Here is a 26,525-nt window from a genome sequence, read left to right as displayed (position 1 = left end):
GAAAAGACCGAAGTGGCGGGCAGTCTAGAGCGGCTTCAGGCCTGTAAATTGTGCATAGGCGACAAATATTTATAAGAAAGGCGAGCTAAATGAACGATGAGATTCGCACGTTGAACCTGATCCAGCACCACCCCGCCGAAGGTCCTGGCGCGATTGCCGATTGGGCTGCCTCCCGAGGATTGACGCTGAACGTCTTGCGCGCCGACCTTGGTCAACTGCCGCCAGTGAGCGCGGAACCGGTGATTTTATTGGGCGGGCCTTATGAGTCCAACGCCGGCCCCACGTGGCTGGAGGCTGAACGTCAGTGGCTGGCGCGCAGTCTGGATCAGGGCGCGGCGGTGTTTGCGATTTGTCTGGGGGCGCAGTTGTTGGCGCTGAGTCTGGGTGGGAATGTGCGGCGAATGGACCGGACAGAAACCGGCTGGATACCCGTGCGCTTTGTCGATGGTCAGGTTTTGAAGGTGCTGGAATGGCATGAAGACGCCATCGACCTGCCGCCCGGCGCGCAGCTGCTGGCCAGCAGCGATCAATGCCAGCAGCAGATGTATCGCGCAGGGCCTGCGCGGGTGGGTTTGCAGTTTCACCCCGAATGGAATGCCGAGTCGGTGGCGACGCTCAATGCGCACTTTGCCGAGGAGTCGCCGCTGCCACGGGGAGAACCGGACAGCGCCGCCCACGCCGCCGTTTTTGGCTGGTTGCAGGCGACGCTGGATGACTGGTGGGCGGTATCCGGCAATTGACCAAAGATCTGTAGGAGCCGGCCGCAGCAAGCCGGCTCCTACCGTCAGCATTCGCAGCCGATGGCGGCTGGCCGTTGCACCTCAGTGCTCAACTCAAACCCTTCATCCAGCCACCCGGTCACCCCGCCGATCATTTCCTTGACCGGGTAGCCCAGCGCCGCCAGCTTCACTGCGGCCTTGTTGGCACCGTTGCAATGCGGCCCGGCGCAATAGACCACGAACAGCGTGGACTTCGCCCACGTGGCCAACCCTTCAGCGGTCAGCAGTCGTCCCGGAAGATTGATCGCGCCCGGCACATGACCGCGCTCGAACGCCTGCGGACCGCGCACGTCCACCAGCACAAAATCCACGTCACCGGCCTGCTGGCTCGCGTTGACGTCGGAACAATCGGTTTCAAAGGTCAGACGGTTGCTGAAATGCATCAGGGCAATGGCCGATGGGGCGGCGGGAATCTTGCGGACCAGGCTGGTCATGAGCGGTACTCCAACGGTGTGGTTGTGGTGGGCGTGAGAAGACTTTATCCGCCACGCGCTTGCGGCTAAAGTGGCGCAGAAGACACTCACCGGGAACTTTCCGCCAAATGCAGCCCAACCCTGGATTAGTCGCGATTCTGGCCTACGACGGCCTCTGCACCTTCGAATTCGGCATCGCCGTGGAGATCTTCGGCCTGGCGCGCCCGGAGTTCGATTTCCCGTGGTACGAACACCGGATCGTCGCCGTGGATCAGGGCCCGATGCGCGCCATGGGTGGCATTCAGGTGCTGGCCGATGGCGGCATGGAACTGCTCGGCGACGCCCGAACCATCATCATTCCCGGTTGGCGCGATCGCAACGCTGCGGTGCCCGAAGCGTTGATCACCGCCCTGCGCCAGGCCCATGCGCGGGGCGCGCGGTTGCTGTCGATCTGCTCGGGCGTGTTCGTCCTGGCGGCGACCGGTTTGCTCGACGGTCACGGTGCCACCACGCATTGGCGCTATACCTCGGAACTGGCCGCGCGTTTCCCGAACATACGGGTAAACCCCGACGTGCTCTACGTCGACTCGGGCCAACTGATCACGTCGGCGGGCAGCGCCGCAGGTATCGATGCGTGCCTGCATCTGGTGGCACGGGATTTCGGCACCCAAGTGGCCAACTCGGTGGCGCGGCGGCTGGTGATGGCGCCGCAACGCACCGGCGGCCAGGCGCAGTTCATTCCGACACCGGTCAGTCCTGCGCCGCGCAGCGATCTTTCCCGCGTGATGCAATGGGTTCGGGAGCGTTTGCATGAGCCGCTGGAGGTCCGTGACCTGGCCAGCGAGGCGGCGATGAGTGAACGGACGTTCTTGCGTCGGTTCACTGAAGCCACGGGCATGCCGCCCAAAGCGTGGTTGCAGCATGAACGCCTGGCGAGGGCCCGTGAATTGCTGGAAAGCACGAGCAGAAATACCGACCAGATTGCCGAGCAGTGTGGCTATCGCTCGGTGGAAAGTTTCCGGGTGGCGTTTCGCAACGTGGTTGGCGTGCCGCCGTCGGTGTATCGGGAGCGGTTTGGGCGGGAGGTCGAAGCGAAGATTTGAAGTGGGTTTGAGGGCCTCATCGCGAGACAAGCTCGCTCCCACAATAGATCTCTGATCGTCACGGATCCCTGTGGGAGCGAGACCGGCTTGCCGGCGATGGCGTCGGGGCAAACACTTGATCTCTCAAGGCTTGCGCAAAAGGTACGTATCCATAATCCACCCATTGGCCAGCCGCGCCGCCTTGCGCACCCGTTCTATCTCGTCCGCCACGTCCTTGAGCTTGCCGCTGATGAGGATTTCATCCGGCGTCCCCAAGTAAGCCCCCCAGTAAATCTCCGTCTCCTGATCCGCCACTTGACGGTAGGAATCTTCCGCGTCGAGCATCACCACCAGGCTGTCGGCATCGCTCACCTGTCCTGCCGCCAGGCGCCGGCCCGTGGTGATTTCGAAGGAGCGTCCGATCCGGTTCAGCGGCACTTTATGCTGGGCCGCCAACGCCTGGACGCTGGTGATACCGGGGATCACGTCGAACTCGAAGACGCAGCGACCGGACGCCAGAATTGCCTGCAAGATCCGAAGGGTGCTGTCGTACAACGCCGGATCACCCCACACCAGGAATCCGCCACACTGGCCGTCGGATATCTCCTCATTGATCAGCCGCTCGAAGGTCAACTGCTTGGCAAGGTTCAGGTCTTCCACACTCGCCTTGTAGTCCACGTCTGCGCGCTCGCGCTCCGGGCTGAGGGCTTCGACGAAGCGGTAGGCGTGATCAGTGATGTAGCGCTGGCAAATCTCGCGACGCAGGTCGATCAGTTTGTCTTTGCTTTGGCCCTTGTCCATGAGGAAAAACACATCGACGAGGTTCAGTGCCTTCACGGCCTGCATCGTGATGTAGTCGGGGTTGCCGGCACCGATGCCGATGACCATCAGTTTTTTCATCAGCAGGCTCCCTCGAGGTCTGTGCCCGACACGCGCAAGCGCCAACGACCATTGAACCGCAATTCAATGGCGGACAGCGGTTCGACATCGATCAGATTGAACGCGGAACTTTGCAGCACATGGGTCAGCGCCGCGCGAATGACAAATGGATGGGTGATGGCAACGCAGTGTCCCGGTGTTGCCTCCAGCGATTTCAGCCAGGTGGCCACCCGCTCGCCGAGTTGCGTTACCGACTCGCCACCGTGAGGGGCCGAACACGGATCATCGAGCCAGGACTGCAACGCTTCGGGTTCCGATTGCTGCAAGTCGTCAATCCGCGCGCCCTTCCAGCGTCCGAAATCACACTCCCTCAGCGCCTCGACAATCTGCGCGTCACCGGCGAACAACCCGGCGGTTTGCCGGGCCCGCAATTCCGGACCGCAGAACAGGCGCGGCGCCTTCTTGAACCGGGAACCCAACGAACCTCTAGCCGATTGCCAATCCATCTCCACCGGCTCGTCCGTAGGAAAGCGCGCCAATTTCTGTGCGACGGTTCGAGCGTGGCACATCAGGGTCAAACGGGTCGCCTGCACGAAGGATCACTCGATAAAGGGAAAGGAAAACGGCGTCACGCCGCCAACAATCAGGCAATTGTGCCGCAAGAAACACGATTGGGGGCGTTTCGTTTCACACCTTGCCAACGCTTGTCGCCCTTGAAAAACAGCGGTCTGCGCCCCCCCTGTCAGCGAGGACCTACAAGGTTGATCGACATTGGTGTAGCCCTCTACATACGGGCATTTCGCCCCATTTTGGGGCCGGAAATAAGCGCACAAAAATTCACTAGACATGGAGCGCGCGTTCCATAAATACTCCTGCAACGGATTATGAAATCTAAACGCCACCCTCATCCAGCAGGAGCCCGGATGCCCTCTCCCAGCAACATGTACCACCGCCTCCGCTCCCACCCGACCGACAGCATCGCGCTGCCTTCGGCAAGCAGCGACTGACTGAAAAGAAAAAGAGCGGCGCCTGGCAACTGCAGCAAGCGACCGCCGATTCAATGCGTGGAAACCGACAGTGATAGTCAGGTTCGTGCCAACCGCCGAACCCTTTGATACAGGAGTGCATCCATGCTGGTCTTACGCCCAGTGGAGTTAACCGACCTGCCCCAATTGCAGCGACTTGCGCAAGAAAGCCTGGTCGGTGTCACGTCCCTGCCGGACGACACCGAACGCTTGCGCGAGCGGATTCTTGACTCCTGCGCCTCGTTCGATAAAGACGTGCGGCGCAATGGCCCGGAAAACTATTTCTTCGTGCTGGAGGATCTGACTACCCGGCGCCTGGCGGGCTGTTCGGAAATCCTCGCCACTGCCGGTTTCGGCGAGCCGTTCTATAGCCTGCGCAACCGACACTTCACCAGCGCCTCGCGGGAACTGAACATCGAGCACGGGGTGCCGGCGCTGTCGTTGTGCCACGACCTCAGTGGCCACACCTTGCTGCGGGGGTTTCACATCGATGCGGCACTGGTACGCACACCGTCCTCCGAACTGTTGTCACGGGCGCGACTGATGTTCATCGCCGCGCACCTGCAGCGCTTCGCCGAAGCGGTAATCACCGAAATCGTCGGCTACAGCGACGAAGAAGGACAGTCGCCATTCTGGGATGCGCTGGGCAAACACTTCTTCGACCTGCCCTACTCCGAGGCCGAGCGGCTTTGCGGGTTGGAGAGCCGGACATTTCTTGCCGAACTGATGCCGCACTATCCGATCTACGTGCCGATGCTGCCTCAGGCCGCACAGGACTGCATCGGCCGTATTCATCCCGACGGCCAGGAGGCCTTCGATATCCTTGAGCGCGAGGGGTTCGAGACTAACAGCTACATCGACCTGTTCGATGGCGGCCCGACCCTGTATGCACGTCTTGCCAGCATCCGCTCTATCGCGCAAAGCCAGAATGGCACCGTCAAACAGGGCTCGACCATCGATGCTCGCGGACGCTATCTGGTGAGCAACGACTCACTGCGAAACTATCGCGCCATCGTCGCCGATCTGGACTACACCGCCGGGCAACCCGTGGTCCTTGGCGCCGAGATGTGCGCGGCACTGAATGTCACCGAAGGCAGCCCTATCCGGGTGATCGCACTGTGAGCCACTTCACACCCAGTGCCCAACGACAGTGCTCGAACAAGCGTGTAGAAGGAGCTGCATCATGATTGTCCGTCCGGTCCACGTCACCGACCTGCCCGCCCTGTTGGCGCTGGTTCGACACGCCGGTCCCGGGTTTACCACCCTGCCCGCCTGCGAGGACCGCCTGGCGCACCGGGTGCGTTGGGCGCAACGGACTTTCGCGGAACAGGTTGAACGGGCCGATGCCGACTACCTGTTCGTGCTTGAAGACGACGATCAGCAAGTAGTGGGGGTCAGCGCACTGACGGGAGCCGTTGGACTGCGTGAGCCCTGGTACAACTATCGGGTCGGGCTGACGGTCAGTGCGTCACCGGACCTGGGCATCCAGCGGCAGATCCCGACGCTGTTTCTGAACAACGAAATGACCGGGCAATCGGAGATTTGCTCCCTGTTCCTGCGTCAGGATCAACGCCACGGCAGCAATGGCCGGTTGCTGTCGTTGGGGCGTTTACTGTTTGTTGCCGAATTTGCGCACCTGTTCGGCGAGAAGCTTATCGCCGAACTGCGTGGCAGTGCCGACGAGCAAGGCTGTTCGCCATTCTGGGACAGTCTGGGCCGGCACTTCTTCAAGATGGACTTCAACCATGCCGATCACTTGTCGGGGCTGGGCAGCAAATCGTTCATCGCCGAACTGATGCCGCGCCAACCGCTGTATACCTGCCTGCTCACCGAACAGGCCCAGGCCGTCATCGGCAAAGCTCACCCGAATACCGAACCGGCATTGAAAATCCTCACCGCCGAAGGTTTCACGCACAAGGGCTACATCGATATCTTCGACGCCGGCCCGGTCATCGAAGCACCGCTTTCGAAAATCCGCACGGTGCGCGACAGCCAGGCGCTGACGCTGGCCATCGGCACGCCGGACGACCAGGCGCCGGTCTGGCTGATCCACAACCGCCGACTGGAAAACTGTCGCATCACCGCCGCTCCCGCCAGACGGGTAGGCAACAGCCTGATCGTCGACCGGCTCACCGCCAAACGCCTGCAACTGCAACCCGGCAGCTCGGTACGCGCGGTGCCGCTGCTCAACCGACAGCAGCAGGCTGCGGCGGCTTGAAGAGCAACCTCACTCCTCGCCATGAGTGGTTTCGATCAGGCCCGCGCTGCAAATTCGTCATCATTCTTCCCCCCTTTGCGTGATAGCCTTTTGTTTTTCGGCGTTGACACTTTTGCTCAAGCCCTTCCATTCCATTGGTGGAACTCATATGTCCAGGCTTTCACATCAAGATTTGCGCCGTAACTTCCGTGAGCTGTTCGCTTCCAATACCTGCTATCACACCGCGTCGGTTTTCGACCCGATGTCGGCGCGCATTGCCGCGGACCTGGGTTTTGAAGTAGGGATTCTGGGGGGGTCTGTCGCCTCGCTACAGGTGCTGGGCGCTCCCGACTTCGCCCTTATCACCCTCAGTGAGTTCGCTGAGCAAGCCACTCGCATCGGCCGTGTCGCCCAATTGCCGGTGATCGCCGACGCCGACCACGGCTACGGCAACGCCCTCAACGTGATGCGCACCATCGTCGAACTCGAACGTGCCGGCATCGCCGCCCTGACCATCGAAGACACCCTGCTGCCGGCGCAATTCGGCCGCAAGTCCACCGACCTGATCGGCGTCGCCGAAGGTGTCGGCAAGATCCGCGCAGCGCTGGAAGCCCGGGTCGACTCGGAAATGGCCATTATCGCTCGCACCCACGCGGGAATCCTGCCGGTGCAGGAAATCATCAGCCGCACCCAGCAGTACCAGAAGGCCGGTGCGGACGGGATTTGCATGGTGGGCGTGCGGGACTTCGACCACCTGGAACAGATCGCCGAACACCTGAGCGTACCACTGATGCTGGTCACCTACGGCAACCCGCTGCTGCGCGACGACAAACGTCTGGCGGAGCTGGGTGTGCGGGTCACCATCGACGGTCATGGCGCTTACTTTGCGGCGATCAAGGCGACTTACGACAGCCTGCGCGAGCAGCGGCAGTACTTCACTCAGGCCTCGGATCTGAGCGCTACGGAATTGACGCATACGTACACGCAGCCTGAGGAGTACATCCGTTGGGCCGAAGAGTTTATGAGCGTTAAAGAGTAATTGCGGTGTGAGCCGTTCTGACGCCTTCGCCAGGCCGGCTCCTGCAGGGTTTTGCGTCATCCTTGCAGGAGCTGGCTTGCCAGCGATAGCGTCCGAACAGGCGACCTATTTCTTGGCCAACTCCATAATCATCCGCGACAACAGGTAAATCCGCGGTGCCACGCTTTCTACCTCCGCGTATTCCTGCGGCGTATGAATATTGCCGCCGACAATCCCGAACCCATCCAGCGTCGGTGTACCGACAGCCGCCGACAGGCTCGCGTCCGCCGCGCCGCCACTGCCCTCTTCCGTCAACTTACGCCCGATTTCGCCGTAGATCCCTTGAGCGATTGCCATCAGCCGATCCGATTCAGCCGTTTGCGGCATCGGTGGCAAACCGCGCTGAAGGGTGGTGGTAACTTCGGTTTCGGGTATCAGCTTGTCCTTGGAAACCCGCGCCAGATCCTTTTCGATCCGGTCGAATTCTTCCGGCACTGCCGCGCGCACATCCGCCCTGGCCGTGGCCTGATCGGGAATCACGTTGGTGCGGTCCCCCGCCTTGAGCACGGTGAAGTTGATGGTGGTTTTCTTTTCCTCATCCCCCAGTTTGCCCAGTTGCAGAATCTGATGTGCCACCTCCATCGCGGCGTTGCGACCCAGTTCCGGCGCGACACCGGCGTGGGCAGCCTTGCCTTTGACTTCGACGACGGCGGTGGCGCTGCCCTTGCGCCACACCACCAGACCATCCGCCGGGCGACCGGGTTCGAGGTTGAGGGTTACATCGTGGGCCTTGGCGGTTTTCTTGATCAGATCGGTGGCGACGTCCGAGCCGGTTTCTTCGCTGGCGTCGAGCAGGAAAGTGATTTGCGCATAGTCCTTGAAGCCGAGATTCTTCAGGACTTTCAACGCGTAGATGCCAGCAACGATGCCGCCCTTGTCATCCATAACGCCCGGCCCGTAGGCGCGGCCGTCCTTGATGTGGAACGGACGCTCGGCGGCAGAGCCTTCCTTGAAGACAGTGTCCATGTGCGCCATCAACAGGATTTTCGCCTTGCCGGTGCCTTTCAGGGTCGCGATCACGTGGCTGCTTTTATCGGGTGTGTTCGGCACGAGTTCGATGGTGGCACCGAGCTTTTTCAGTTCATCGATGGCGATGTCGCTGACCTGGGTCAGGCCCGGTTCATAGCCGGAACCGGAATCGATATTGACCAGCCGCTCCAGCAGTTTCAGGGCTTCACCTTTGTACTGCTCGGAATCGGCGAGAATCTGTTTGTGCGGTTCGGCAAAGGCTGCAGGGGCAAAAGCGCCGAACGCGAGCGTGAGGCCGAGGCTGGTGGCCAGCAGGGAGCAAGGGAGTTTGAACGTCATGAATCGATCCTTGTTTCGTGTCGGGAGCCCAGACCCTACCTGACTGAGTCACACGGCTCTATACCGAGTCGAGCAATTCGTGATGGGGTTCGCCATCGCCGCTACAGATGACGCGATTACGGCCGGTGGCCTTGGCTTGGTAGAGCGCCTGATCGGCATCGTTGAGCCAAAGCGTCGCGTCGGTGTGCGCAGGGGTGAAAGCGGCCAGGCCGATGCTCAGGCTTACCTTCAGCGCCGGGTTCTGTTCGTAACCGAGGGTGGCGAAGCGATCACGCAAGGCATCCATGGCCGCAGCGGCGCTGTTGAGCGCAAGGTCCGGAAGAATCACACAGAACTCGTCACCGCCGTAGCGGCCGGCCACGTCAGTGGCGCGAAGGTTCTGTTTGAGCACCTTGCTCAACTGACGCAAGACGATATCCCCGGCGACATGGCCGTAAGTGTCGTTGATGGCTTTGAAGTGATCGATGTCGATCAAAGCGATCGCCCCGCCCCGGTTCTGACGTTTACAGCGCTGGAATTCGACTTCCAACTGGTCCTTCCAGGCACCGTGATTGAGCAGGCCGGTGAGACTGTCGGTACGGCTCAGGGCGAGCAATTCGCGCTTTTGCCGGCCAAGCGTGGTGGCCTGGCGAAAGCAGATCCAGCCCAGCGCCAGCGGGTACAAACACAGCAAGGGCAAACAGGCGTATAGCTGCAGTTGACTGGTTTCAGGGATGAAGGCCGGAGTAAACAGAAAAAATCCGACGATAACGCCGAGAATTTGCGCAACCGTGCCCACCAGCAGGAATCGCAAACCGCCAATGGCCACATTGTTCATCGCCATCATGGCAATGGTGGCTGCGCTGGGCAGCGGATTGAATTGCATGGCGGCGACCCAAAAGCCGCCGAGAAAGGCGTCGATCAGCAGGTTACGGTGTTCGGCGTGGTAGGGGACTGTCGCCCGACGCGACCATAGGTAGGCCAGGTGTGGCCAGAAGATACCGTTGAAGAGCATGATCGCCCAGACCCACGGGGCCGGATCGAGCGGGTACATCGCGGCGGCCACACACACCAGTCCTGCAGCTAGCCCCAGGCTTCGCGATGCATAAAGCCTCCTGGCCAGTGAAAGTCCTTTTCCTCCCGTTTTTCCCATAGGGCCTCTGTGCCACTGAACGGAACCTGATCACACCGGGTTTGCGGGTGTGCTGGAAGTCTAACAGGGCAACGTCAAATAGCCATCACCGGCCGGCAATCTGAATACCGCGCTATAGACAGGAAGCGCGCCTCCAATGATTGGCTATACCTGAAAGGATAAACAACGATAAACAAGGAGGCCTATGCAGTCTTTTCAAGTGTTGATCATCGGCAGCGGTTTCGGCGGCCAGTGCGCGGCGATCAATTTGCTCAAGGCCGGTATCGACGATTTTCGTCTGTTGGAACGCCGGGACTTTTTCGGCGGCACCTGGTGCCAGAACACTTACCCCGGCGCCGCTGTCGATGTGCCCTCGCCGCTGTATTCGCTGTCCTTTGCGCCTTACCGCTGGACGCAAATGTTCGCCGAACAAGCAGAATTGCACCGCTACACGCAGCACGTGGTCGAGCATTTCGGCCTGCGCGACAGGGTGGAGCTGGAGGCGAACGTCGAACGCATCGAGTGGGACGACAACGCCAAGCTCTGGGCGGTGCACACCGCCAGCAAGGGCACGTTCTACGCGCAGTTCCTGATCAACGCCACAGGGCCGCTGAGCCAGCCTGTCGTCCCACGCTTCGAGGGCCAGGAGCGCTTTCAGGGCAAGACTTTTCACACCAACCATTGGGATCATGCCTACGACTATCGGCATAAACGTGTCGCCATCGTTGGCAGTGGCGCCAGTGCGGCCCAGGTCATTCCGGCGATTGCCCCGGACGTTGCACATTTGCATGTGTTCCAGCGCACGCCGCATTGGGTGCTGCCACGGGGCGATCGCACCTTTGGGCCATTCCAGCGCTGGCTGCTGGGCCTCAAACCCGCCTACAAACTGCTGCGCTGGATGATCTACTGGCAATTCGAAACCCGGGTGATTGCCTTCAAATATTCGAAACCGGCGATCCGCATGGTCCAGCAACACGCCCTGCGCTTCCTCAAACGACAAGTGCCCGACCCCGAACTCAGACGCAAACTGACCCCTGACTACACCATCGGCTGCAAGCGGGTCATCGTCTCGAGCACCCTGTACCCGGCGCTCGGCCGCAACAACGTAACCTTGCACAGCCGCGAACAGGGCATTGCAGCCCTCGACGAAACCGGCATCGTCATGCAGGACGGGCAGCATATCGACGTGGACCTGATCGTCTGGTCCACCGGCTATGACGCCACTGACGGGGTCATTTCCTACCCGGTCAGCGGAAAAAACGGCAAGCAACTCAGGGATTTCTGGGAGACCTACCCGCGCGCCTATCTCGGCACCAGCCTGCCGGACTTCCCCAACCTGTTTATCGTCACCGGTCCCAACACCGGCATCGGCCACACGTCGGCGCTGTTCATCATCGAATCGCAGATGAATTACATCCTCGACTGCATTCGCACGTTAAAAGAACAGGGTTTGCGCAGTATCGAAGTACGCCCCGAGGCAGAACGTACCTACACTGAAATGATCCACCGGGAGATGGAACGCACTGTCTGGAAGTCTGGAGGCTGCCACAGTTGGTATCAAAGCAAGAGCGGTCATGTGATCGCCATGTTCCCGGGGTTCAGTTTCAGCTACCACCGGTTGACCCGGACACTGAAACCCGCCGATCACATGTTGTCCTGATCAGAGAGAAGGGAGACACCTGATGCTTGTGCTGGTTGTCGCTATCGCGGTTTTCGCCGCCTGGAGCTGGTTGAGCTACCCGGCCATCGGCTATTGGCTCTATGACTTGAACATGGCAGCCGAAGCCAAGCTGTATCGGCTGCACAAAATCGTCGTGCCCATCGCCGAAATGACCGTCTCGACCTGGCAAGGCGGGCCTTATGAAGCGTCCAGCAGCGTGCTGATGCTCCACGGCTACAGCGCCGACAAGAATATCTGGCTGCGTTTTGCCCGGCACTTTGTCGGCAGCTACCGGGTGATCATTCCCGACATCGCGGGGCACGGCGAAACCGGCTTCAAGGCCGGCGGCGGTTATGACATTCCCTTGCAAGCCAAACGGATGATCCAGTTGCTCGACGTCTGCGGCGTCGAGAAGGTCCATGTGATCGGCAATTCGATGGGCGGTTACATGGCGGCCTGGCTCGCGGCCACCTACCCGGAGCGCATCGCGTCGGTCGCCCTGATCGACCCGGCCGGTGTCACCGCCCCCGAAGTCAGTGACCTGGAGCGCCACCTGGCCAAGGGTCACAACCCGTTCCTGATTCATTCCCGGGAAGAATTCCGCAGCTTCTACGCCATGACCATGGCCGAACCACCGTGGGTGCCCGGTGTGGTGCTGGACGCCATCGCCCAGCGTTATGAACAGTCCCGCGATGAATTGGCAGAAATCTTCAGCGACTTCCGCGCCAGCCCGCCGATGGAGCCAAAACTGCCCGACATCAAGTGCCCGGCGCTGCTGTTGTGGGGGCGCAAGGACCGCTTGATCGATGTCAGCAGCGTGGCGATCTGGAGCAAAGGCATCGAAGATCTGCGGGTGGAAGTCTGGGACGGCATCGGCCATATGCCGATGGTCGAAGAGCCGGGGAGCACGGCGCGGTTATATCGGGAGTTTTTGGCATCCCAGCGCTCGGAAAGCCCTCAAGACCAGAGGATGCATTGAACAATCAGTCCTTGGCAGAATGAAGTCCGTAAGATTCTTCGTTTGTCGGCGGCGCTGAAGGCTGCGATCTTTTCCACATCCTTTACGTCACCGCGCCAGGAATTTTTTCATGAGCCACCCGAGCTTTGTCAGCCCTGACCTGATCCGCCAACGCTTCTCCAAAGCGATGTCCGACATGTACCGCGAAGAAGTGCCGCTGTACGGCGCGCTGATGGAACTGGTGGAACAGACCAACCGCCATGTACTGGACAGCGACCCGCAGATCGCCCGGCAGTTGAACAGCACCGGCGAAATCCAGCGTCTGGACCTGGAGCGCCATGGCGCGATCCGTGTCGGCACCGCCGCTGAGCTGGCGACTCTCGCCCGGCTGTTTGCGGTGATGGGCATGCAACCGGTCGGCTATTACGACCTGACCCCGGCCGGCGTGCCGGTGCATTCCACGGCGTTTCGCGCGGTGCATGAAGCCGCCCTGCAAGTCAGCCCGTTTCGGGTGTTTACCTCGCTGCTGCGCCTGGAATTGATCGAAGACCTCGAACTGCGCGCCTTTGCCCAATCGGTGCTGGATAAACGCTCGATCTTCACGCCAAAAGCATTGAGCCTCATTGATCGTGCTGAAACCGAAGGTGGCCTCACCGAATCCGAGGCACAGGTCTTCGTCGAGCAAGCGCTGGAAACCTTCCGCTGGCACCACAGCGCCACGGTCACCGCCGAGCAATACCAGAAACTCTGCGCCCAGCATCGCCTGATCGCCGATGTGGTGGCGTTCAAGGGCCCGCACATCAACCACCTGACGCCGCGCACGCTGGACATCGACATCGTGCAAGCACAAATGCCGGCCCACGGCATCACCCCCAAAGCGGTGATCGAAGGCCCGCCCCGCCGGCAGTGCCCGATCCTGCTGCGCCAGACCAGTTTCAAGGCGCTGGACGAGCCTGTCGCCTTCACCGATCAAACCGAAAATCGCGGCAGCCACAGCGCCCGCTTCGGTGAGATCGAGCAGCGCGGCGCGGCGCTCACGCCCAAAGGTCGGGCGCTCTATGACCGTTTGCTCAACGCCGCCCGCGACGAACTCAAGGACTTCCCCAACGAAGGCAACGCCGCACGCTACAACGCGCTGATGACACAGCACTTCAGCGAATTCCCTGACACCGTCGAGGGCATGCGCCAACAGGAACTGGCGTACTTTCGCTATTTCGTCACGGACAAAGGCGTGGGCGCGGAGGCACTTAAATCCTCGTCGCTGGAAGATCTGCTCAGCGATGGCTATTTGCGGGTTGAACCGCTGGTATACGAAGACTTTCTGCCGGTCAGCGCGGCGGGGATTTTTCAGTCGAACCTGGGCGATGCCGCGCAAACCCACTACGGCGAGCACTCGAACCGACAAGCGTTCGAGAACGCCCTGGGACGATCAACCATCGATGAGCTGGGGCTGTATGCCGAGACGCAACGGCGCTCGATCGAGGAATGTTTCGCAACGCTCCGTTAATCACCACTCAAACCTGTAGGAGCCGGCTTGCCGGCGATGGGGCCCTTGGATTTGTATTGCTCTCAAGGGCCTTATCGCCGGCAAGCCGGCTCCCACAGGTTTTGTGGCGATCTTTTGTATCTATTTCAGCTTCGCCAGCAGCGCTTCAGCCGCCGCCTCGGACGATGCCGGGTTTTGCCCGGTCAGCAGCAATCCATCCGTCACCACATAACTCGCCCAGTCATCACCCTTGGAGTAAATCCCGCCCTTCTCCTGGAGCATGTCCTCCACCAGAAACGGCACGACGTTGGTCAGTTGCACCGCCTCCTCCTCGGAGTTGGTGAAGCCGGTCACTCGCTTGCCTTTAACCAGCGGCTGGCCCTCCGCGCCCTTGACGTGACGCAACACTCCCGGCGCATGGCAGACCAAAGCGAGCGGCTTGCCCGCCTTGTAAAACGCCTCGATCAATGCGATCGAAACCTTGTCTTCAGCCAGATCCCACAACGGGCCATGCCCGCCCGGATAGAAAACCGCATCGTAATCTTCGGCTCGCACGCTGCTGAGCAACGCAGTGGACGCCAATGCTGACTGGGCAGCGGAATCCTTGCGAAAGCGCTCGGTCGCAGCGGTCTGCGCATCGGGCTCATCGCTCTTGGGGTCCAGCGGCGGCTGGCCACCCTTGGGCGAAACCAGCGTCAACTGAGCGCCAGCGTCTTTGAAAGCAAAATACGGTGCCGCGAATTCTTCCAGCCAGAAGCCGGTTTTCTTTCCGGTGTCGCCCAATTGATCGTGGGACGTCAAAACCATCAGGATTTTCATGTCGCACTCCTTGAATGAGGGAAATGTTCGGTCAATCTCAGCGCAGTTTTGACCACCCGGCGGCGCTGTTCGTTGCACTTGTTACACAGGCACTCTCAATGATGGCTGACAGCCTGGATGCGCAAGAAGTTGCGCAACCGAACGACTGAATCATCCTGGTTCAACGCTAAACACCCGGCCTGTCAGGGTCTCCAGCCGAGTACGCAAGAAGTTGCGCAGTGCTGCGCAAGTTCTTGCGCACATTAGGAGAAGACCGTTGCCCAGACGCTCCACAACGATAAAAAAATACGATAAGTCTTTGTTTTATATACTTTTTATTGTTTACGGCACGAACCTTGATAACAGCTTCTCACCCACCGGGCGATACCGCCTCCCGGGCACCTTATTTGTTCAGCAAGGAGAGCATCCATGGCAACACCAGCGTACATGTCCATCACTGGCGAAAAACAAGATCTGATCACTGCCGGCGCATTCACCGCGAACTCCATTGGCAACAACTACCAGGAAGGCCACGAAGACCAGGTCATGATTCAGGCTTTCAGCCACGACGTGATCATCCCGTGTGACCCGCAATCCGGCCAACCGACCGGTCAGCGCATACACAAGCCCGTCGTGATCACCAAGGTCTTCGACAAGGCTTCGCCACTGCTGCAGGCGGCTCTGAGCGCCGGCGAGCGCATGACCAAAATCGTCATCGAGTGGTACCGCACCTCGGCTCAAGGCACTCAAGAGCACTACTACACCACCACACTGGAAGACGCGATCATCGTCGCCATCAACAACAAAATGCACAACTGCCAGGATCCAGGCAACTCGCACTTCACCCACCTGGAAGAAGTGCAGTTCAGCTACCGCAAAATCACCTGGACCCACGAAGTATCCGGTACTTCGGGTTCCGATGACTGGCGTAATCCAGTCGCGTCATGACAGCTGATCGTTTCAAACATCGGCCCGCTCTGCTGGTCGATGTTATTTACGTTTCTCCAGCGTTTCGCATGCGTTGAACCGCTGTGCGGTTATCGACGAACCCGATGCAAAAAAACAAGTAAAGAAAAACGGGCGATCCAATGATCGCCCGTTTTTTTATGCATGCTCGCCCCCTCCTCAACCTCATACCGCGCTCTCGAGTCGGTCGGCCGACCAGGCGGCAGAAGGAAAAGTATTCGCCTGGGCCAATTTAAGGTTCACAACTGTGTTGTGTTGCAGCTGCACATCGGAGTCACCGAGTTTGCGGATCAGTTTGGAGGTGTGCTTGAGGTATCGATACGGCAAACGCTCAAAGGCGTCTTTCGGGCGAGCGTAACGTTTGCGGGAGAAGCGCCACGCCAGTTGGCGGAACAGTCTTTTTTGCCACACGCGCAGCCAGTAGAGGGCCGGGCGATAAAGGGAGAGAGGTTTCATCCGTGTCAGAACGGCGGCTGCCGTTTTTATCCTTGATATGAAATGCTGAGCATCATATCGAACTAATGCTGCGTTTATTGCACTTGAAGAAGGTGTTCGCCCAGTGTAGTGGCCTCGGCAATCCATGCACTGGTAAAGAGCCTGACACTGGGCGAACGAGTAGGATTTTAATAGAAGTTGGCGGATATGTCCGTGTGCATAAACATGAAATTTATGTACACAATGTTTAATAAAATGTCGATTGCAATATTACACCCACAACTTTCCAAACCCGCCAGCTCGATCATTAAAACCGATCATTCCTATACAAGAAACTGTACAACAATGATCAGACTGTAGAGTTAATACTCAACTTCCCTGTTGACTGGTGACTTTCAATCTATCGGTATAAGTCACGACGACTTGCTGCCCTACTTTCAGTTTTTTCTGAACTTCAGGTTTTTCAGTGTTGACGATTCTGGACTGACCGGCGGGGTTCAGGTGGCCCAGACCCTAGGCAAAAGCGCTGTTCAAGGCGTGTTCGCAGTTTCCTGCGCAGTGGATTCGCCACTGTCGGTGCCTTTGCCGCTGTCCTTGCGGCGAGTCGGATCGGTGGGCCGCAAGGCGTCGTTGTCGCGCTCGACTTCTCCGGGTGGACGCGGCTCGTCGGGGTGTTCCGAGGTGTCAGGTGATTGCGGTTTCATGGTCGTTCTCCTCAGGCTTCGGGATCGTCAACTTCATGGGCGACGTTCACGCCAGGCGAGTATTGGTGGGATTGATCGGCCTTGGCCTTCAGGGCCTGCCACTGATCGAGGTCGATGGCGCCCTGCCCGAACAATTCGTCGGCGATTCGCAGTAGTTCGCTGTAATGGGCGTCGGGGGATTGCTGCCAATAGGCCGTGTCGTCAAACAGGCGCTGCCACGCGGCAAGGTCGGGCGGTGTGAGATCGTCGCTCATGGCGGGCTCCTGAAAACGGGGCATTCATAACGTAGGAGGACGCCGCTCTGTCGAGAGTTCCGACTCAATACCCGGTCATTTCCAGATAACCCTGCCCCGTGTGACTGCCGCTCAGGCGCACCGGGCCTTCCCAGTACGGAATGCGCAAATCCATCCAGGCCTTGCGGTTGAGGGCATCAAGGGTGATATCGAGGTGTTTGGCGGGGATTTTGATCGACCAGCGCACGGGCATCGACCGACCGGCGACTGTCGCGGTGTCTTGCGGTGTGAGGCGGATGTCGTTGGCGTGCAACACCTGCGTCTGGCCCTGTGCGTCGATCCAGGTGCCGGTGAGATACGGCTCGCCATTCTTCTGCCGCATGCGATAGAGCATGACCTGTTCGCCGCTATCCAGGTGCAGGGAGAACCAGTCCCACCCCGTCTGATTGGCGGTCAGTGGCTGGCTGCTCCATTCGCGATCAAGCCAGGCCGGCCCGCTGACCTGATAAACCTTGCCATCGATGTTCAACGTGCCGCTGGCCTGGAAAAACGGCTGGCTGTAGTAGTACGACGCCTGGCCCTGTTCGGATTTCTGACTGAAACCCTTGTCGCCCTGGAGCACCAGCGCACGCGTGGACGTCAACCGCAATTGGTAGTTGAACGCCTTGTCGCCGGCGCTGAGTTGTAGCTCCGCCAGCGGATCGGCGCCCTGACTGCTGAACCGCCAATCGTCGATCCACGCATTGAACGGCTCAAGACTCACACCCGCCTGACCAACGCCGCCCCGGGCATAACGCTCGGCAGCATGATGCACCGTCGCAGACGTTACCGCCGCATGCCCCAACCAGATCACCTGATTGCCCCACCCCGCCACCTCGGGCACCGCTTTCAACGCACTGCGAAACAACGTCCATTGCACGCCGAACTCGCGGCCCTGATCATCCTTGAGGTTCGCCGTGACGTACCACCACTCGATACGAAAGCCATCGTGGGGACCGTGATCCGCCGGGAAGTTGAACACCCGGCCGGGCACCACCGGTGTGAACACGGCGGCTTCACCACCGAGCCCGGCGAAGCCTTTTTCAACCGGCGCCGAGTCATCGCAGCCGCTCAAAAAAAATACCAGCAACCACGCGCCAAGTTTAATCCTCATGAGCAAACGTCCTCAGCAGGTCCGCCGGTTGCGAGCGATACAGCGCGTAGAGCGGCCACGCCGACGCCAGCAAGGTCGCGAGCAATGCCAGCCCCATCAACTGCAACAGCTGCAATGGAAAGACCCGCAACGGCAAGCGCCAGCCGAACGCCTGAACGTTGATCACCGTGTCCAGGCACCACGCCAGCGCAATGCCCAACGGCACCGCCAATACCAGCGTCAGCACTGCCAGCAGCCAGGTCTGCCCGAGGTTGAGCAGCATCAATTGTCGGCGCGTCACGCCCAGCGCCCACAGCGGTGCGAGTTGGCCGAGGCGGCTCTGGCTCTGGGTCAGCAGGCTGATGAACAGCGCCACGCCCGCGACGGCGAGGGTCAAGCTGTTCAGCGCGGCGGTGGCGGCGAAGGTGCGTTCAAACACTTGCGTGGACCAGCCCTTGAGCCGGGCCTGATCGACGATGCGACTGTCATCGAGGGCAAAGCGTGCTTGCAGCGTTTTCAGGAACGGCGCAATCAACGGCGGCTCGATGCGCAGGTTGAAACGGTTCGGCGTCAGTTGCGGCCAGCCGCGCAACAGGTGGTTGACGTTGACCAGCAGGTGGCCCTTGGGGTTGCCGTAGTCGGCGTAGATCCCGACGATCCGCGGCGACCAGGGTCCCGCCGGTGTGGGAAGGGTCAGGTGATCGCCCAGACGCACCTTCAACCGTCGCGCCAGTTGTTCGCTGAGCATCAGCGCGTCGTCCTTGGCCAGTCGGTCCCACGGGTTGTCGCCCAGGGCTTCCAACAGCGGCCAGTGTTGGCGGTACGTCGGGTGATCGATCACGCCGAACACCTCCGCCGGCCAGCCTTGCAACTGGATCGACACCTGCCAGTTGGGCAGCACCGCCGTGAGTGAAGGCTGCTGTTTGAGCCAACTCTGCAGCTCTCTGGCCTGGGCCGGATTTTGCGGATTCACGTACAGCTCGGCAGTCAGTCGTTGTTCCAGCCAGTCGCTGAACGTCTGGCGAAAACCGGCGGTCATGCTGCCGGCGCCGATGTTCGCCGCCAAGGCCAACAGCAGCGCCATCAGCGCCAGGCTCAGGGCCGGCAGTTGCTGACGGCAATCGGCGAGAAACCATTGGCCTAGCACCGAACGGCTGCGATGCAGCGTCAGGTTCAGCACGCTATTGAGCACCACCGGCAGCGCCAGCGCCGCGCCGATCAACAACGCCGCCATCAGCACAAATCCACTGGCGAGGCTGTCGCCCCAGATCAGCGCCAGCAACGCGATCACCCCGGCAATCGCCGCGACCCAAGCCTGGCGGCGCAACCAGCGTGCATGGGCCTGATGCCAGGCTTGCGGATCGGCCAGGGACAGCAACGGCAGACGCGCCGCCCGCAACAAACTGTTGGCACCGGCCAGCAACGCGCCGAACAGACTCAGGCCAATACCGCTGAGCCACCACCACGGGCTCAGGCTCAACTGCCCCGCCACTTCGGCACCGTACAAGCCGCGCAAACTGGCGGCGACATCTGGCAACAGCACGCTGGCCAGCAGGTAGCCGCTGACAACGCCGGCAAGGCCGCCGATCAGTGCCAGAACGGCCAGCTCAACGGCAAGGCAAGCGATCAACATCCGTGCGCTGACGCCACAGGCGCGCAGGGTTCGCAGCAGTCCTCGGCGTTGCTCCAGCGCCAGCCCGATGGCCGCGTGAACAATGAACAGACCGACCACAAAAGACAGAAAACCCAAGGCATCGAGGTTCAGGTGAAAACTTTCGGTCAGACGCGAGAGGTTGTTTTCTTCGCCGCTGGTCTTGAACTGGAGCTGGCCTTTGAACGAGTCCGGCAAGGTCGCGCTGAAATCCTTGGGCAACAGCAGACGCGACAGTTGCTGCGGCAACCCCAGAATCTGCTGGGCGAAGCCGATATCCACCAGCAACACGCCGGGGGCCATGTCGGTTTGAACCTGCAGCGGCGGTAATGCCGCACCGTTCAACGTCAGTGGCTGCTCGCCTTCGCGCATGCCCAATGCCTGCAACGTCTGCAGCGAGATCCAGGTGCTGCCTGGCGGACTGAAAAACCTGACGATCTGCTCGATGTCCAATGCCTGCCCGGCCACCGCCGAACCGGCCGGCAGCGACACCGGCTCAATGCCCATCAACTGCAAGCGCTGATCTTCATGGCCCTTGAGCACCACCCGCCCTTGCAGCACCGGCGACACCGGCCAACCGGCACGGCGCAGTTCGACAAACCAGGCCTGAGGAAACGTCCCACCACTTGGCGCGCTGAGGCTGGCCTGTGGCTCCCCGCCGATCAATTGACTGGCCCTCGCGTAACTTTCCCGCGCCTGACTGTTCAGCGCCTGCACACCGGTCAACAGGCTGGTGGCCAGCCACAGCCCGGTCAGCACACTGAAAAACTGCACCGGGTGCTGCCGCCAATGGCTGAGCAGTGCCCGCAACGCCTCGCGAAAAACCCGCACTTCAGCGCTCGTCCGCGCCAGCCAGCCGGCCACGGTGCAGCACCACTTTTTCCGCCAGTCGCGCAGCCACTCTGGGGCTGTGAGTGACCATCAACAACGTCGTGGGGCTGTCGTCGAGCAACTCCAGCAACAAGTTCAGCACTTCATCGCTGCTGGCTTCATCGAGGCTGCCAGTAGGCTCGTCGGCCAGCAGCAATTTGGGTTGCGACGCCAACGCCCGTCCCAGCGCGACTCGCTGCTGCTGGCCGCCGGACAACTGCTCCGGATAACGCCGCAACACATCACCCAACCCCAGACGCTTGACCAGATGCGCCTGCCAGCGCGCATCATGCCGCCCGGCCAGCCGCGCCTGGAACGCCAGATTGTCCTCAACGCGCAAACTGCCGATCAGGTTGAACTGCTGGAACACCAGGCCGATTTCGGTGCGTCGCCAGTTCGCCAGTTGCCCTTCACTCATCCGTTCAAGCTGATGTTCACCACTGCGGATGCTGCCGCTATCCACCTTGTCCAGCCCGGCGATCAGGTGCAGCAAGGTACTTTTACCGCTGCCCGACTCGCCCATCAGCGCCAGGCTGCTGCCGGGTTTCAGCGTCAGGTCGACACCTTGCAGCACCGGCAGCGGACCTTGCGGTGTGGCGTAGCTTTTGAAAACGCCTTGGACCGAAAGCATGGGTAAACCTGTTTGAGGGGCGTGGGGCAAGGATAGCGGCCCGGCGCGGGTTTTGTCCGTTGGGGATGCGACGCGACCGACGATGCACCGTGGACACCACGGCGAGCATCAATGACGGTTAAACGTCCCACAAACCTCAAGGAAAAAATACATCAGGGCAAGGAACTGCCTGACTGCCAACCTGTATCCAAACGGATACATTCGAGCAATGAAATATCTCATCCAACAAACCACAAACTTCGCGCAATGGCATGCTTTGATTCGTGACTTGCGAGCGAAGGTGGCTATCGCTCGTCGCATTGATCGGGCATCTGCGGGTAATCTTGGGGATATCAAGCCCGTAGGTGATGGTGTTTCCGAAATGCGCGTGGACGTCGGTGCCGGCTATCGGGTCTACTTCACCTTGCGAAGGAACGTTGTCATTGTTCTGCTTGCCGGTGATGACAAATCCTCGCAAACCGCTGACATCAAGCGGGCAAAAAAATTGGCTAAGGAGGTTTAACCATGAGCCAAACTTTGACTACATTCGATATGGCAGCATTGCTGGACAGTGACGAAGCCATCAGTGAGTACCTTTCCCAAGTGCTGGCAGACGGTGACAACGAGGAATTTCTTCGGGCTATCGGCTACGTTGTAAAAGCGCGTGGAATGACACAGATCGCCAAAGATTCCGGTATGGGTCGCGAAAGCTTGTACAAGGCCTTCGCTCCCGGTGCAAAACCACGTTTTGACACGGTTTTAAAAGTTATTCATGCGCTTGGAATTGATCTCTGCGCACAGCCCGATCACCCGGTCGATCACTCGGTTCTCTGAGAGACTCTTCTGACCCGGTCTCAGCGCTTCACCCCCACCCACGTAAAACACAACGGCAACTGCGCCTCTCGCTGCTGATACTGATCGTAAATCTCCTCGCGATTGGAATGCGGATACTCCTTGAAGTGGCTGATCTGCAACCCGGCCTCGATGGCGCCGGTGAATATCTCGCCCAATGTGTGGACGAACCAGTAAGACGTCGCGGCCTGCTGTTCGACCTTGCCTTCGTAGACGATTGGCTGATCCTGCACGAAAGGCTCGCGGCGAAAGTACGAAGTGACCGGACGGAAAGGGTCGGCGACCTCGGGGTCGAACATTTCCAGGAACGGGTGGGTTTCGTACACCACCAACGCCCCGCCGGGTTTGAGGGTATGTGCGACGTGGCGGAAGAATTCGCCGATGTCCGGCATCCAGTTCAGTACGCCGATGGTGATCAAGGCCACATCGAACCGCTGGTGAAGTTCACTCGGCAGATGATGAATGTCGGCCTCGATGAATTCAGGTGCGTGCGGCGAATGCGACGCCAGCTCCCGCGCCTGATCGAGAAAAGCCGCGGACTGGTCAACGCCCACCACGCTGCGCGCACCCAGCGCAAACAGTGAAATACTTTCGCGGCCGTTGTTGCAGCCCAGTTGCACCACGTCTTTAGCCTCGACACCGACCTGCTCCAGCACACCGCGCAAGGTGTCGTCGATGCAGCAAAAATCGCGCTGAGTGACGGCCTCCAACAGGACCTGCCAATCAGGATTGTCTTTGTGGTGTCGGGCAGAGTCATTCCACGCATCGCGGTTGCCGGCGATGGCTTTTTCTTTGCTCAGCATTTCCATTGCACGCTCCAGAACTCGGGTTTCATCAGACCGGCCCGAGTCTAGATCAGCGTTTTCACAATTCCCATGCAGTGTTTGTTGCAATCTTGTAAGCCCGGCACCCCCCGCGGACGGCAGCTATAGTTAATGGCCTTGGGGAAATGCGCGAAAACCGATTTCGCAGGTGCAGCCATGAAACACACTGATCTGACGCTGTTGCTCATCCTCTGCCTGAGTGCCACCACGGGCGTTCACGCCGACGACAACCTGACGCCGCCGTCCGAGTACAGCAGCGACTTCAACTACTACGGCGAAAACCAGCCCTTCGCCCATCCCGTTCCACCGACGCTGAGCACCGTGCCACCGCGCTCGTACATTCCCACCGCGCCGCAGGATTTCATCCCGATTTCCAGCGAACACGTGTTTTCCGACTCACGATTGCCGACGGTCGCGGATGCCACCGTCCGGGTGTTTATCCGCTCCTATGACCCGGAGCGCGGCGTGTACGTCAACGAAGAAGTCGTCGACCCCACCTGCCTGCTGGCCTGCCTCAGTCGACAGGACCAGGCGACGCCGGTCTACCACTGACGCTTGTCCGGGCGGGCGAGGCCGAGTTTTTCGATCCGGTAACGCAGCATGTCGCGGCTCAGGCCCAGCAGACGTGCGGACTTGGTGACGTTCCAGTCGGTCTTGTCGAGCATCTTGCGCACCATGTCGCGTTCCACTTCCGGCAGGTTCATCGACTCGCTGCCGTTGTAGACCGGACGTGGTTCGCTGTGCTGTTGCACCTCCAACATCGCCAGTGGTTCATCCACCAGGCTCAGGCAGACATTCAACTGGTGCGCAGCGATGGCGTCGGCCTGGGCCAGCAACACGGTTTGCTCAAGCATATTTCGCAGTTCGCGCACATTGCCCGGCCAGCTGTAGTTCAACAGCAATTCTTCGGCCTGATCGCTGAAATGCAGGTTCGGCTTGCCATAGCGTTTGCCGTGGATCGCCAGGAAGTGCCGGGCCAGCAGCAGGATGTCTTCGCCACGGGCATACAGGCGCGGGACCTTGATCGAGATGATGCGCAAACGGAAGAACAGGTCGCGGCGGAACTTGCCCTGCTGGACCATCTGTTCAAGGTTGCAATTGGTGGCGCTGATCACCCGCAAATCGACTTTGCGCTCCTTCACCGAACCGACCCGGCGAATGGTCCGGTCTTCCAGAAGCTTCAGCAGTTTGGCTTGCAGGAGCAGGTCCATTTCACCGACTTCATCGAGAAACAACGTGCCGCCATCGGCGGCTTCCACCAGCCCGACACGACGGTCCTTGGCGTCGGTGAACGCACCCTTCTCGTGACCGAACAGTTCCGACTCCACCAGATTGGACGGGATCGATGCGCAGTTGAATTCAATGAACGGGCCCTTGGCGCGCGGGCCGTCGAAGTGCAGTGCTCGGGCCACCAGCTCCTTGCCGGTGCCAGTCTCGCCTTCGACCAGCACGGGCGGCAAATCGGTGTTGGCCATCCGGCGTTCGGCATCGAGCAACTGGCCGATGGTGTTTTTCAGATAAAGCATGGGCGCCGATTCGCCGATCAACGCCTGCACCCCCGACTTCTGCGCTTCGCGCTCCTGATAGAACGACAACGTGCGCTCCATCCGGTCGGTGGCCAAGGCCTTGTCCAGCAACAGCTTGAGCTCGGGCAACGCCACCGGTTTGGTGACGTAATGGAACGCGCCCTCTTTCATCGCCACCACGGCGTCTTCGACATTGCCGTAGCCGGTCATCATGATCACTTTCAGGTCCGGCGCGCTGATGCGCAGCTTCTGGATCAGATCGTGACCACTCATGCCCGGCAACGAGTTGTCGGTCAGCACCACATCAGGGGCGAACGTGCCCAATTGCTCCAGCGCATCTTCAGCCGAGTGGCAGACCGTCACCTCGAAGTCTTTGCGTTCCAGGTAAGTCTGAATATTCTCGGCGAGGATTTCGTCATCCTCGACCAGCAGAATGCTGTACCCCATATTCCCCTCCCGTTGCCACTTTGAAATTCAGACAAACGCGGGTTCCTTCCTGCTCCTGGCTGGTCAGTTCGACCGAACCTTGAAAACGCTCCATTATTCTTTTGACCAGGGCCAGGCCAACGCCCAACCCGCCTTGTTTGGTGGTGAAAAACGGTTTGAAGACCATTTGCTGTTGCTGTTTGGTCATGCCCTTGCCGCTATCACTCAAGGTCATGCGCAAGTGGCCGGGCTGCGGCGACTCGATGTTGATGCTCAGCACGCCGCCCTTGGGCATGGCTTCAAGGGCATTGGCAAACAGGCTATTGAGAATTTGCGTGAGCAGCACCTGTTGGCTGACAACCGGCGGGCAGGTCTGCGGCGTAAAGCGGACTTCGACGTTGGAACGTTTGATCAGCGCGTCGAAGGCACTCAAGGTGTCGTCGATGGCCAGCACCAGATCCACGGTTTCGTAATCGTCACTCATCGGCCGCAACGACACCAGCAACTCGCGAACCCAGCGCGACATGCGATCGACCTGATTGATGATGTCGCCGATGTTCTTCTGCGCGCTCTGACTGGCAATGTCCTGGGCCAGTTCGGCGCTGGAGCGAATGTTCGCCAGCGGGTTGCGCAAGCTGTGGGCCACGGCCGACGACATTTCCCCCAGTGCCACAAAGGTTTCGTTGGCGATCAGCTGATTCTGCTGGCTCTCCAGCAACTTGGCCGCGCGCCGCACAATCCAGAACAACGCGAGGTAGATGGCCGCACCACCCAGCACGGTCGCCACCCAGATCGACTTGAAGCCACGCTGGATACGTTCCACCAGGTCCGCCGGCTCCTTGTAGACCTCGACCATGGCGATCACTTTGCTCTTGTCGGCGTTGAACATCGGGATGTAGTTCTCGATGAACAAATACGTGGGCTCGCGCAGCAACATCTGTTCGGGCCGCTCGTCGTCGATCTGGTGATAACTGGTGGACACCGGCTCCTTCATTTCAAAGGATTCGTCCAGCTCCTCATCCCCTTCGACACGCATGCCGATCATTTGCGGGTTGGTCGACCAGACCACGGTGCGATCCAGTGCGTACACCACCGCCAACAGGGAGTCCGGCAGGTGTTCGACATGATCGAGAAACTCAATGCGGGCCGCCGCACGGGACTTCGGATCGACGTCGGGATAGCTATTGTCATGGCGTGGGTCAAGCATTTCACCCATGGTTCTTGCCGGGGTGATGCCCGCGTGACGAATTTCAGCGTCGCCAATGGCCTGAATAAACTGTGCGGTCAGCATGGAGTCGCGCTCGATGCTCTCCTCGACCACGAAACGCGTGGAAATGTAGCCCAAACCCAGCGCGACAGCGGCGATGATGAAAAAGCTGCCGAAGGAAAACCAGCGCAGCAGGTTGAACCGTCCACGCCAGCCTGGGCTTTCTGCGGCCGGCGTATTCGGCGGCGCAGGTACTTTTTGTTGTTCCAGTATCGGCATGGCGGGGTCCTGGATGCTGAAGCCTTTGCGGTGATG

27 protein-coding genes and 1 pseudogene are annotated in these 26,525 nt (G+C 60.0%); 13 read left to right on the top strand and 15 right to left on the bottom strand.

Translation table 11 applies throughout. The features are described from left to right. The first annotated feature begins 89 nt into the window (after nt 1-89). Nucleotides 90-740: a type 1 glutamine amidotransferase gene (locus tag F8N43_RS03085; RefSeq protein WP_412071774.1), complete on the top strand. Its 651-nt coding sequence runs from the start codon at nt 90-92 to the stop codon at nt 738-740. Nucleotides 741-784: 44 nt separating this feature from the next. On the opposite strand, the gene F8N43_RS03080 is transcribed toward F8N43_RS03085, so the two are convergent. Then, entirely contained in the window at nt 785-1,213 is a 429-nt protein-coding gene (locus tag F8N43_RS03080; protein WP_150653190.1) for a rhodanese-like domain-containing protein, read from the bottom strand. Nucleotides 1,214-1,320: 107 nt separating this feature from the next. Between F8N43_RS03080 and ftrA the strand changes: the two genes are divergently transcribed. After that, nucleotides 1,321-2,295 carry a transcriptional regulator FtrA gene (gene ftrA / locus F8N43_RS03075; protein WP_150631501.1) on the top strand — a complete coding sequence of 325 codons (975 nt, stop codon included), beginning with the start codon at nt 1,321-1,323 and terminating at the stop codon, nt 2,293-2,295. Nucleotides 2,296-2,418: 123 nt separating this feature from the next. Here the strand turns inward: ftrA and cobF are convergent, their stop codons facing one another. Next, a complete protein-coding gene (gene cobF / locus F8N43_RS03070) occupies nt 2,419-3,174 on the bottom strand; it encodes a precorrin-6A synthase (deacetylating) (RefSeq protein ID WP_150653189.1) in 756 nt (251 codons plus the stop codon). Next, the gene (locus F8N43_RS03065) at nt 3,174-3,746 is read right to left on the bottom strand and encodes a histidine phosphatase family protein (RefSeq protein ID WP_150631499.1); all 573 of its coding nucleotides are present in this window, start codon (nt 3,744-3,746) and stop codon (nt 3,174-3,176) included. Before F8N43_RS03065 ends, cobF begins: the two co-directional genes overlap by 1 nt. Before the next feature lie 537 nt (nt 3,747-4,283). Between F8N43_RS03065 and F8N43_RS03060 the strand changes: the two genes are divergently transcribed. The 3 genes from F8N43_RS03060 (at nt 4,284) to F8N43_RS03050 (ending at nt 7,414) form a co-directional block, all read left to right on the top strand. Continuing rightward, nucleotides 4,284-5,300 carry an arginine N-succinyltransferase gene (locus F8N43_RS03060; RefSeq protein WP_150653188.1) on the top strand — a complete coding sequence of 339 codons (1,017 nt, stop codon included), beginning with the start codon at nt 4,284-4,286 and terminating at the stop codon, nt 5,298-5,300. A gap of 61 nt (nt 5,301-5,361) precedes the next feature. Beyond that, nucleotides 5,362-6,396, top strand: a complete 1,035-nt coding sequence (astA, locus tag F8N43_RS03055; RefSeq protein WP_150639325.1) for an arginine N-succinyltransferase — start codon at nt 5,362-5,364, stop codon at nt 6,394-6,396. Nucleotides 6,397-6,544: 148 nt separating this feature from the next. Then, complete coding sequence (locus F8N43_RS03050; RefSeq protein ID WP_150631496.1) at nt 6,545-7,414, top strand: isocitrate lyase/PEP mutase family protein; 870 nt, start codon at nt 6,545-6,547, stop codon at nt 7,412-7,414. 105 nt (nt 7,415-7,519) lie between these two features. Here the strand turns inward: F8N43_RS03050 and F8N43_RS03045 are convergent, their stop codons facing one another. Further along, nucleotides 7,520-8,761 carry a M20/M25/M40 family metallo-hydrolase gene (locus F8N43_RS03045; RefSeq protein ID WP_150631495.1) on the bottom strand — a complete coding sequence of 414 codons (1,242 nt, stop codon included), beginning with the start codon at nt 8,759-8,761 and terminating at the stop codon, nt 7,520-7,522. A 58-nt stretch (nt 8,762-8,819) separates the two neighbouring features. Next, on the bottom strand, nt 8,820-9,893 hold the full coding sequence (locus tag F8N43_RS03040) for a diguanylate cyclase (RefSeq protein ID WP_150631494.1): 1,074 nt from the start codon (nt 9,891-9,893) through the stop codon (nt 8,820-8,822). 184 nt (nt 9,894-10,077) lie between these two features. On the opposite strand from F8N43_RS03040, the gene F8N43_RS03035 reads away from it, so the two are divergent. The 3 genes from F8N43_RS03035 to F8N43_RS03025 all read left to right on the top strand — a co-directional run bounded on the left by F8N43_RS03035 (nt 10,078) and on the right by F8N43_RS03025 (nt 13,997). Further along, a complete protein-coding gene (locus F8N43_RS03035) occupies nt 10,078-11,532 on the top strand; it encodes a flavin-containing monooxygenase (protein WP_150653187.1) in 1,455 nt (484 codons plus the stop codon). A gap of 22 nt (nt 11,533-11,554) precedes the next feature. Beyond that, nucleotides 11,555-12,511: an alpha/beta fold hydrolase gene (locus tag F8N43_RS03030; RefSeq protein ID WP_150639322.1), complete on the top strand. Its 957-nt coding sequence runs from the start codon at nt 11,555-11,557 to the stop codon at nt 12,509-12,511. Nucleotides 12,512-12,620: 109 nt separating this feature from the next. Then, a complete protein-coding gene (locus F8N43_RS03025; protein ID WP_150631491.1) occupies nt 12,621-13,997 on the top strand; it encodes a VOC family protein in 1,377 nt (458 codons plus the stop codon). A 120-nt stretch (nt 13,998-14,117) separates the two neighbouring features. On the opposite strand, the gene F8N43_RS03020 is transcribed toward F8N43_RS03025, so the two are convergent. Next, complete coding sequence (locus F8N43_RS03020) at nt 14,118-14,795, bottom strand: type 1 glutamine amidotransferase domain-containing protein (RefSeq protein ID WP_150631490.1); 678 nt, start codon at nt 14,793-14,795, stop codon at nt 14,118-14,120. A 23-nt stretch (nt 14,796-14,818) separates the two neighbouring features. Here F8N43_RS03020 and F8N43_RS29680 point away from each other — a divergent pair, with 23 nt between their 5' ends. Both F8N43_RS29680 and F8N43_RS03015 read left to right on the top strand, forming a co-directional pair. Then, complete coding sequence (locus tag F8N43_RS29680) at nt 14,819-14,944, top strand: hypothetical protein (RefSeq protein WP_263596732.1); 126 nt, start codon at nt 14,819-14,821, stop codon at nt 14,942-14,944. A 259-nt stretch (nt 14,945-15,203) separates the two neighbouring features. After that, nucleotides 15,204-15,722 carry an Hcp family type VI secretion system effector gene (locus F8N43_RS03015; RefSeq protein WP_150631489.1) on the top strand — a complete coding sequence of 173 codons (519 nt, stop codon included), beginning with the start codon at nt 15,204-15,206 and terminating at the stop codon, nt 15,720-15,722. 187 nt (nt 15,723-15,909) lie between these two features. Here the strand turns inward: F8N43_RS03015 and F8N43_RS03010 are convergent. From F8N43_RS03010 to F8N43_RS02990, 6 genes and pseudogenes are all read right to left on the bottom strand, one after another. After that, nucleotides 15,910-16,196 (bottom strand): annotated as a pseudogene (locus F8N43_RS03010) (vancomycin resistance protein); the annotation flags it as partial. Between the two features lie 509 nt (nt 16,197-16,705). Next, nucleotides 16,706-16,879, bottom strand: coding sequence for a hypothetical protein (locus F8N43_RS29285; RefSeq protein ID WP_191623676.1), 174 nt, complete (start codon nt 16,877-16,879; stop codon nt 16,706-16,708). An 11-nt stretch (nt 16,880-16,890) separates the two neighbouring features. Beyond that, a complete protein-coding gene (locus F8N43_RS03005; RefSeq protein ID WP_150631488.1) occupies nt 16,891-17,133 on the bottom strand; it encodes a hypothetical protein in 243 nt (80 codons plus the stop codon). A gap of 64 nt (nt 17,134-17,197) precedes the next feature. Then, on the bottom strand, nt 17,198-18,265 hold the full coding sequence (locus tag F8N43_RS03000; RefSeq protein WP_150653186.1) for a lipocalin-like domain-containing protein: 1,068 nt from the start codon (nt 18,263-18,265) through the stop codon (nt 17,198-17,200). Further along, on the bottom strand, nt 18,255-20,726 hold the full coding sequence (locus F8N43_RS02995) for an FtsX-like permease family protein (RefSeq protein WP_150653654.1): 2,472 nt from the start codon (nt 20,724-20,726) through the stop codon (nt 18,255-18,257). The genes F8N43_RS03000 and F8N43_RS02995 overlap by 11 nt, the downstream gene beginning before the upstream one ends. A 1-nt stretch (nt 20,727) precedes the next feature. Continuing rightward, nucleotides 20,728-21,396 (bottom strand): ABC transporter ATP-binding protein, encoded by a 669-nt coding sequence (locus F8N43_RS02990; RefSeq protein ID WP_150631486.1) that lies wholly within the window; start codon nt 21,394-21,396, stop codon nt 20,728-20,730. 208 nt (nt 21,397-21,604) lie between these two features. On the opposite strand from F8N43_RS02990, the gene F8N43_RS02985 reads away from it, so the two are divergent. Then, nucleotides 21,605-21,898 (top strand): type II toxin-antitoxin system RelE/ParE family toxin, encoded by a 294-nt coding sequence (locus F8N43_RS02985; protein WP_150631485.1) that lies wholly within the window; start codon nt 21,605-21,607, stop codon nt 21,896-21,898. 2 nt (nt 21,899-21,900) lie between these two features. Then, nucleotides 21,901-22,209, top strand: coding sequence for an addiction module antidote protein (locus tag F8N43_RS02980; RefSeq protein ID WP_150631484.1), 309 nt, complete (start codon nt 21,901-21,903; stop codon nt 22,207-22,209). Nucleotides 22,210-22,229: 20 nt separating this feature from the next. Here F8N43_RS02980 and F8N43_RS02975 read toward each other — a convergent pair whose 3' ends face one another. Next, nucleotides 22,230-23,036 (bottom strand): class I SAM-dependent methyltransferase, encoded by an 807-nt coding sequence (locus F8N43_RS02975; protein WP_150631483.1) that lies wholly within the window; start codon nt 23,034-23,036, stop codon nt 22,230-22,232. Between the two features lie 171 nt (nt 23,037-23,207). Between F8N43_RS02975 and F8N43_RS02970 the strand changes: the two genes are divergently transcribed. Continuing rightward, complete coding sequence (locus F8N43_RS02970; RefSeq protein WP_150653185.1) at nt 23,208-23,603, top strand: hypothetical protein; 396 nt, start codon at nt 23,208-23,210, stop codon at nt 23,601-23,603. Here F8N43_RS02970 and F8N43_RS02965 read toward each other — a convergent pair. Further along, nucleotides 23,594-25,024 carry a sigma-54-dependent transcriptional regulator gene (locus F8N43_RS02965; protein ID WP_150653184.1) on the bottom strand — a complete coding sequence of 477 codons (1,431 nt, stop codon included), beginning with the start codon at nt 25,022-25,024 and terminating at the stop codon, nt 23,594-23,596. The genes F8N43_RS02970 and F8N43_RS02965 overlap by 10 nt on opposite strands. Beyond that, nucleotides 24,993-26,489, bottom strand: a complete 1,497-nt coding sequence (locus F8N43_RS02960) for a sensor histidine kinase (RefSeq protein WP_150631480.1) — start codon at nt 26,487-26,489, stop codon at nt 24,993-24,995. The genes F8N43_RS02965 and F8N43_RS02960 overlap by 32 nt, the downstream gene beginning before the upstream one ends. Nucleotides 26,490-26,525: the final 36 nt, after the last annotated feature.

Origin of the sequence: Pseudomonas fluorescens, from assembly GCF_902498065.1 — a bacterium.
GTDB classification, from domain to species: Bacteria; Pseudomonadota; Gammaproteobacteria; order Pseudomonadales; family Pseudomonadaceae; genus Aquipseudomonas; species Aquipseudomonas fluorescens_BJ.
Note: the sequence above shows the minus strand (reverse complement) of the source record. Positions and strands in the feature narration are given on the sequence as shown.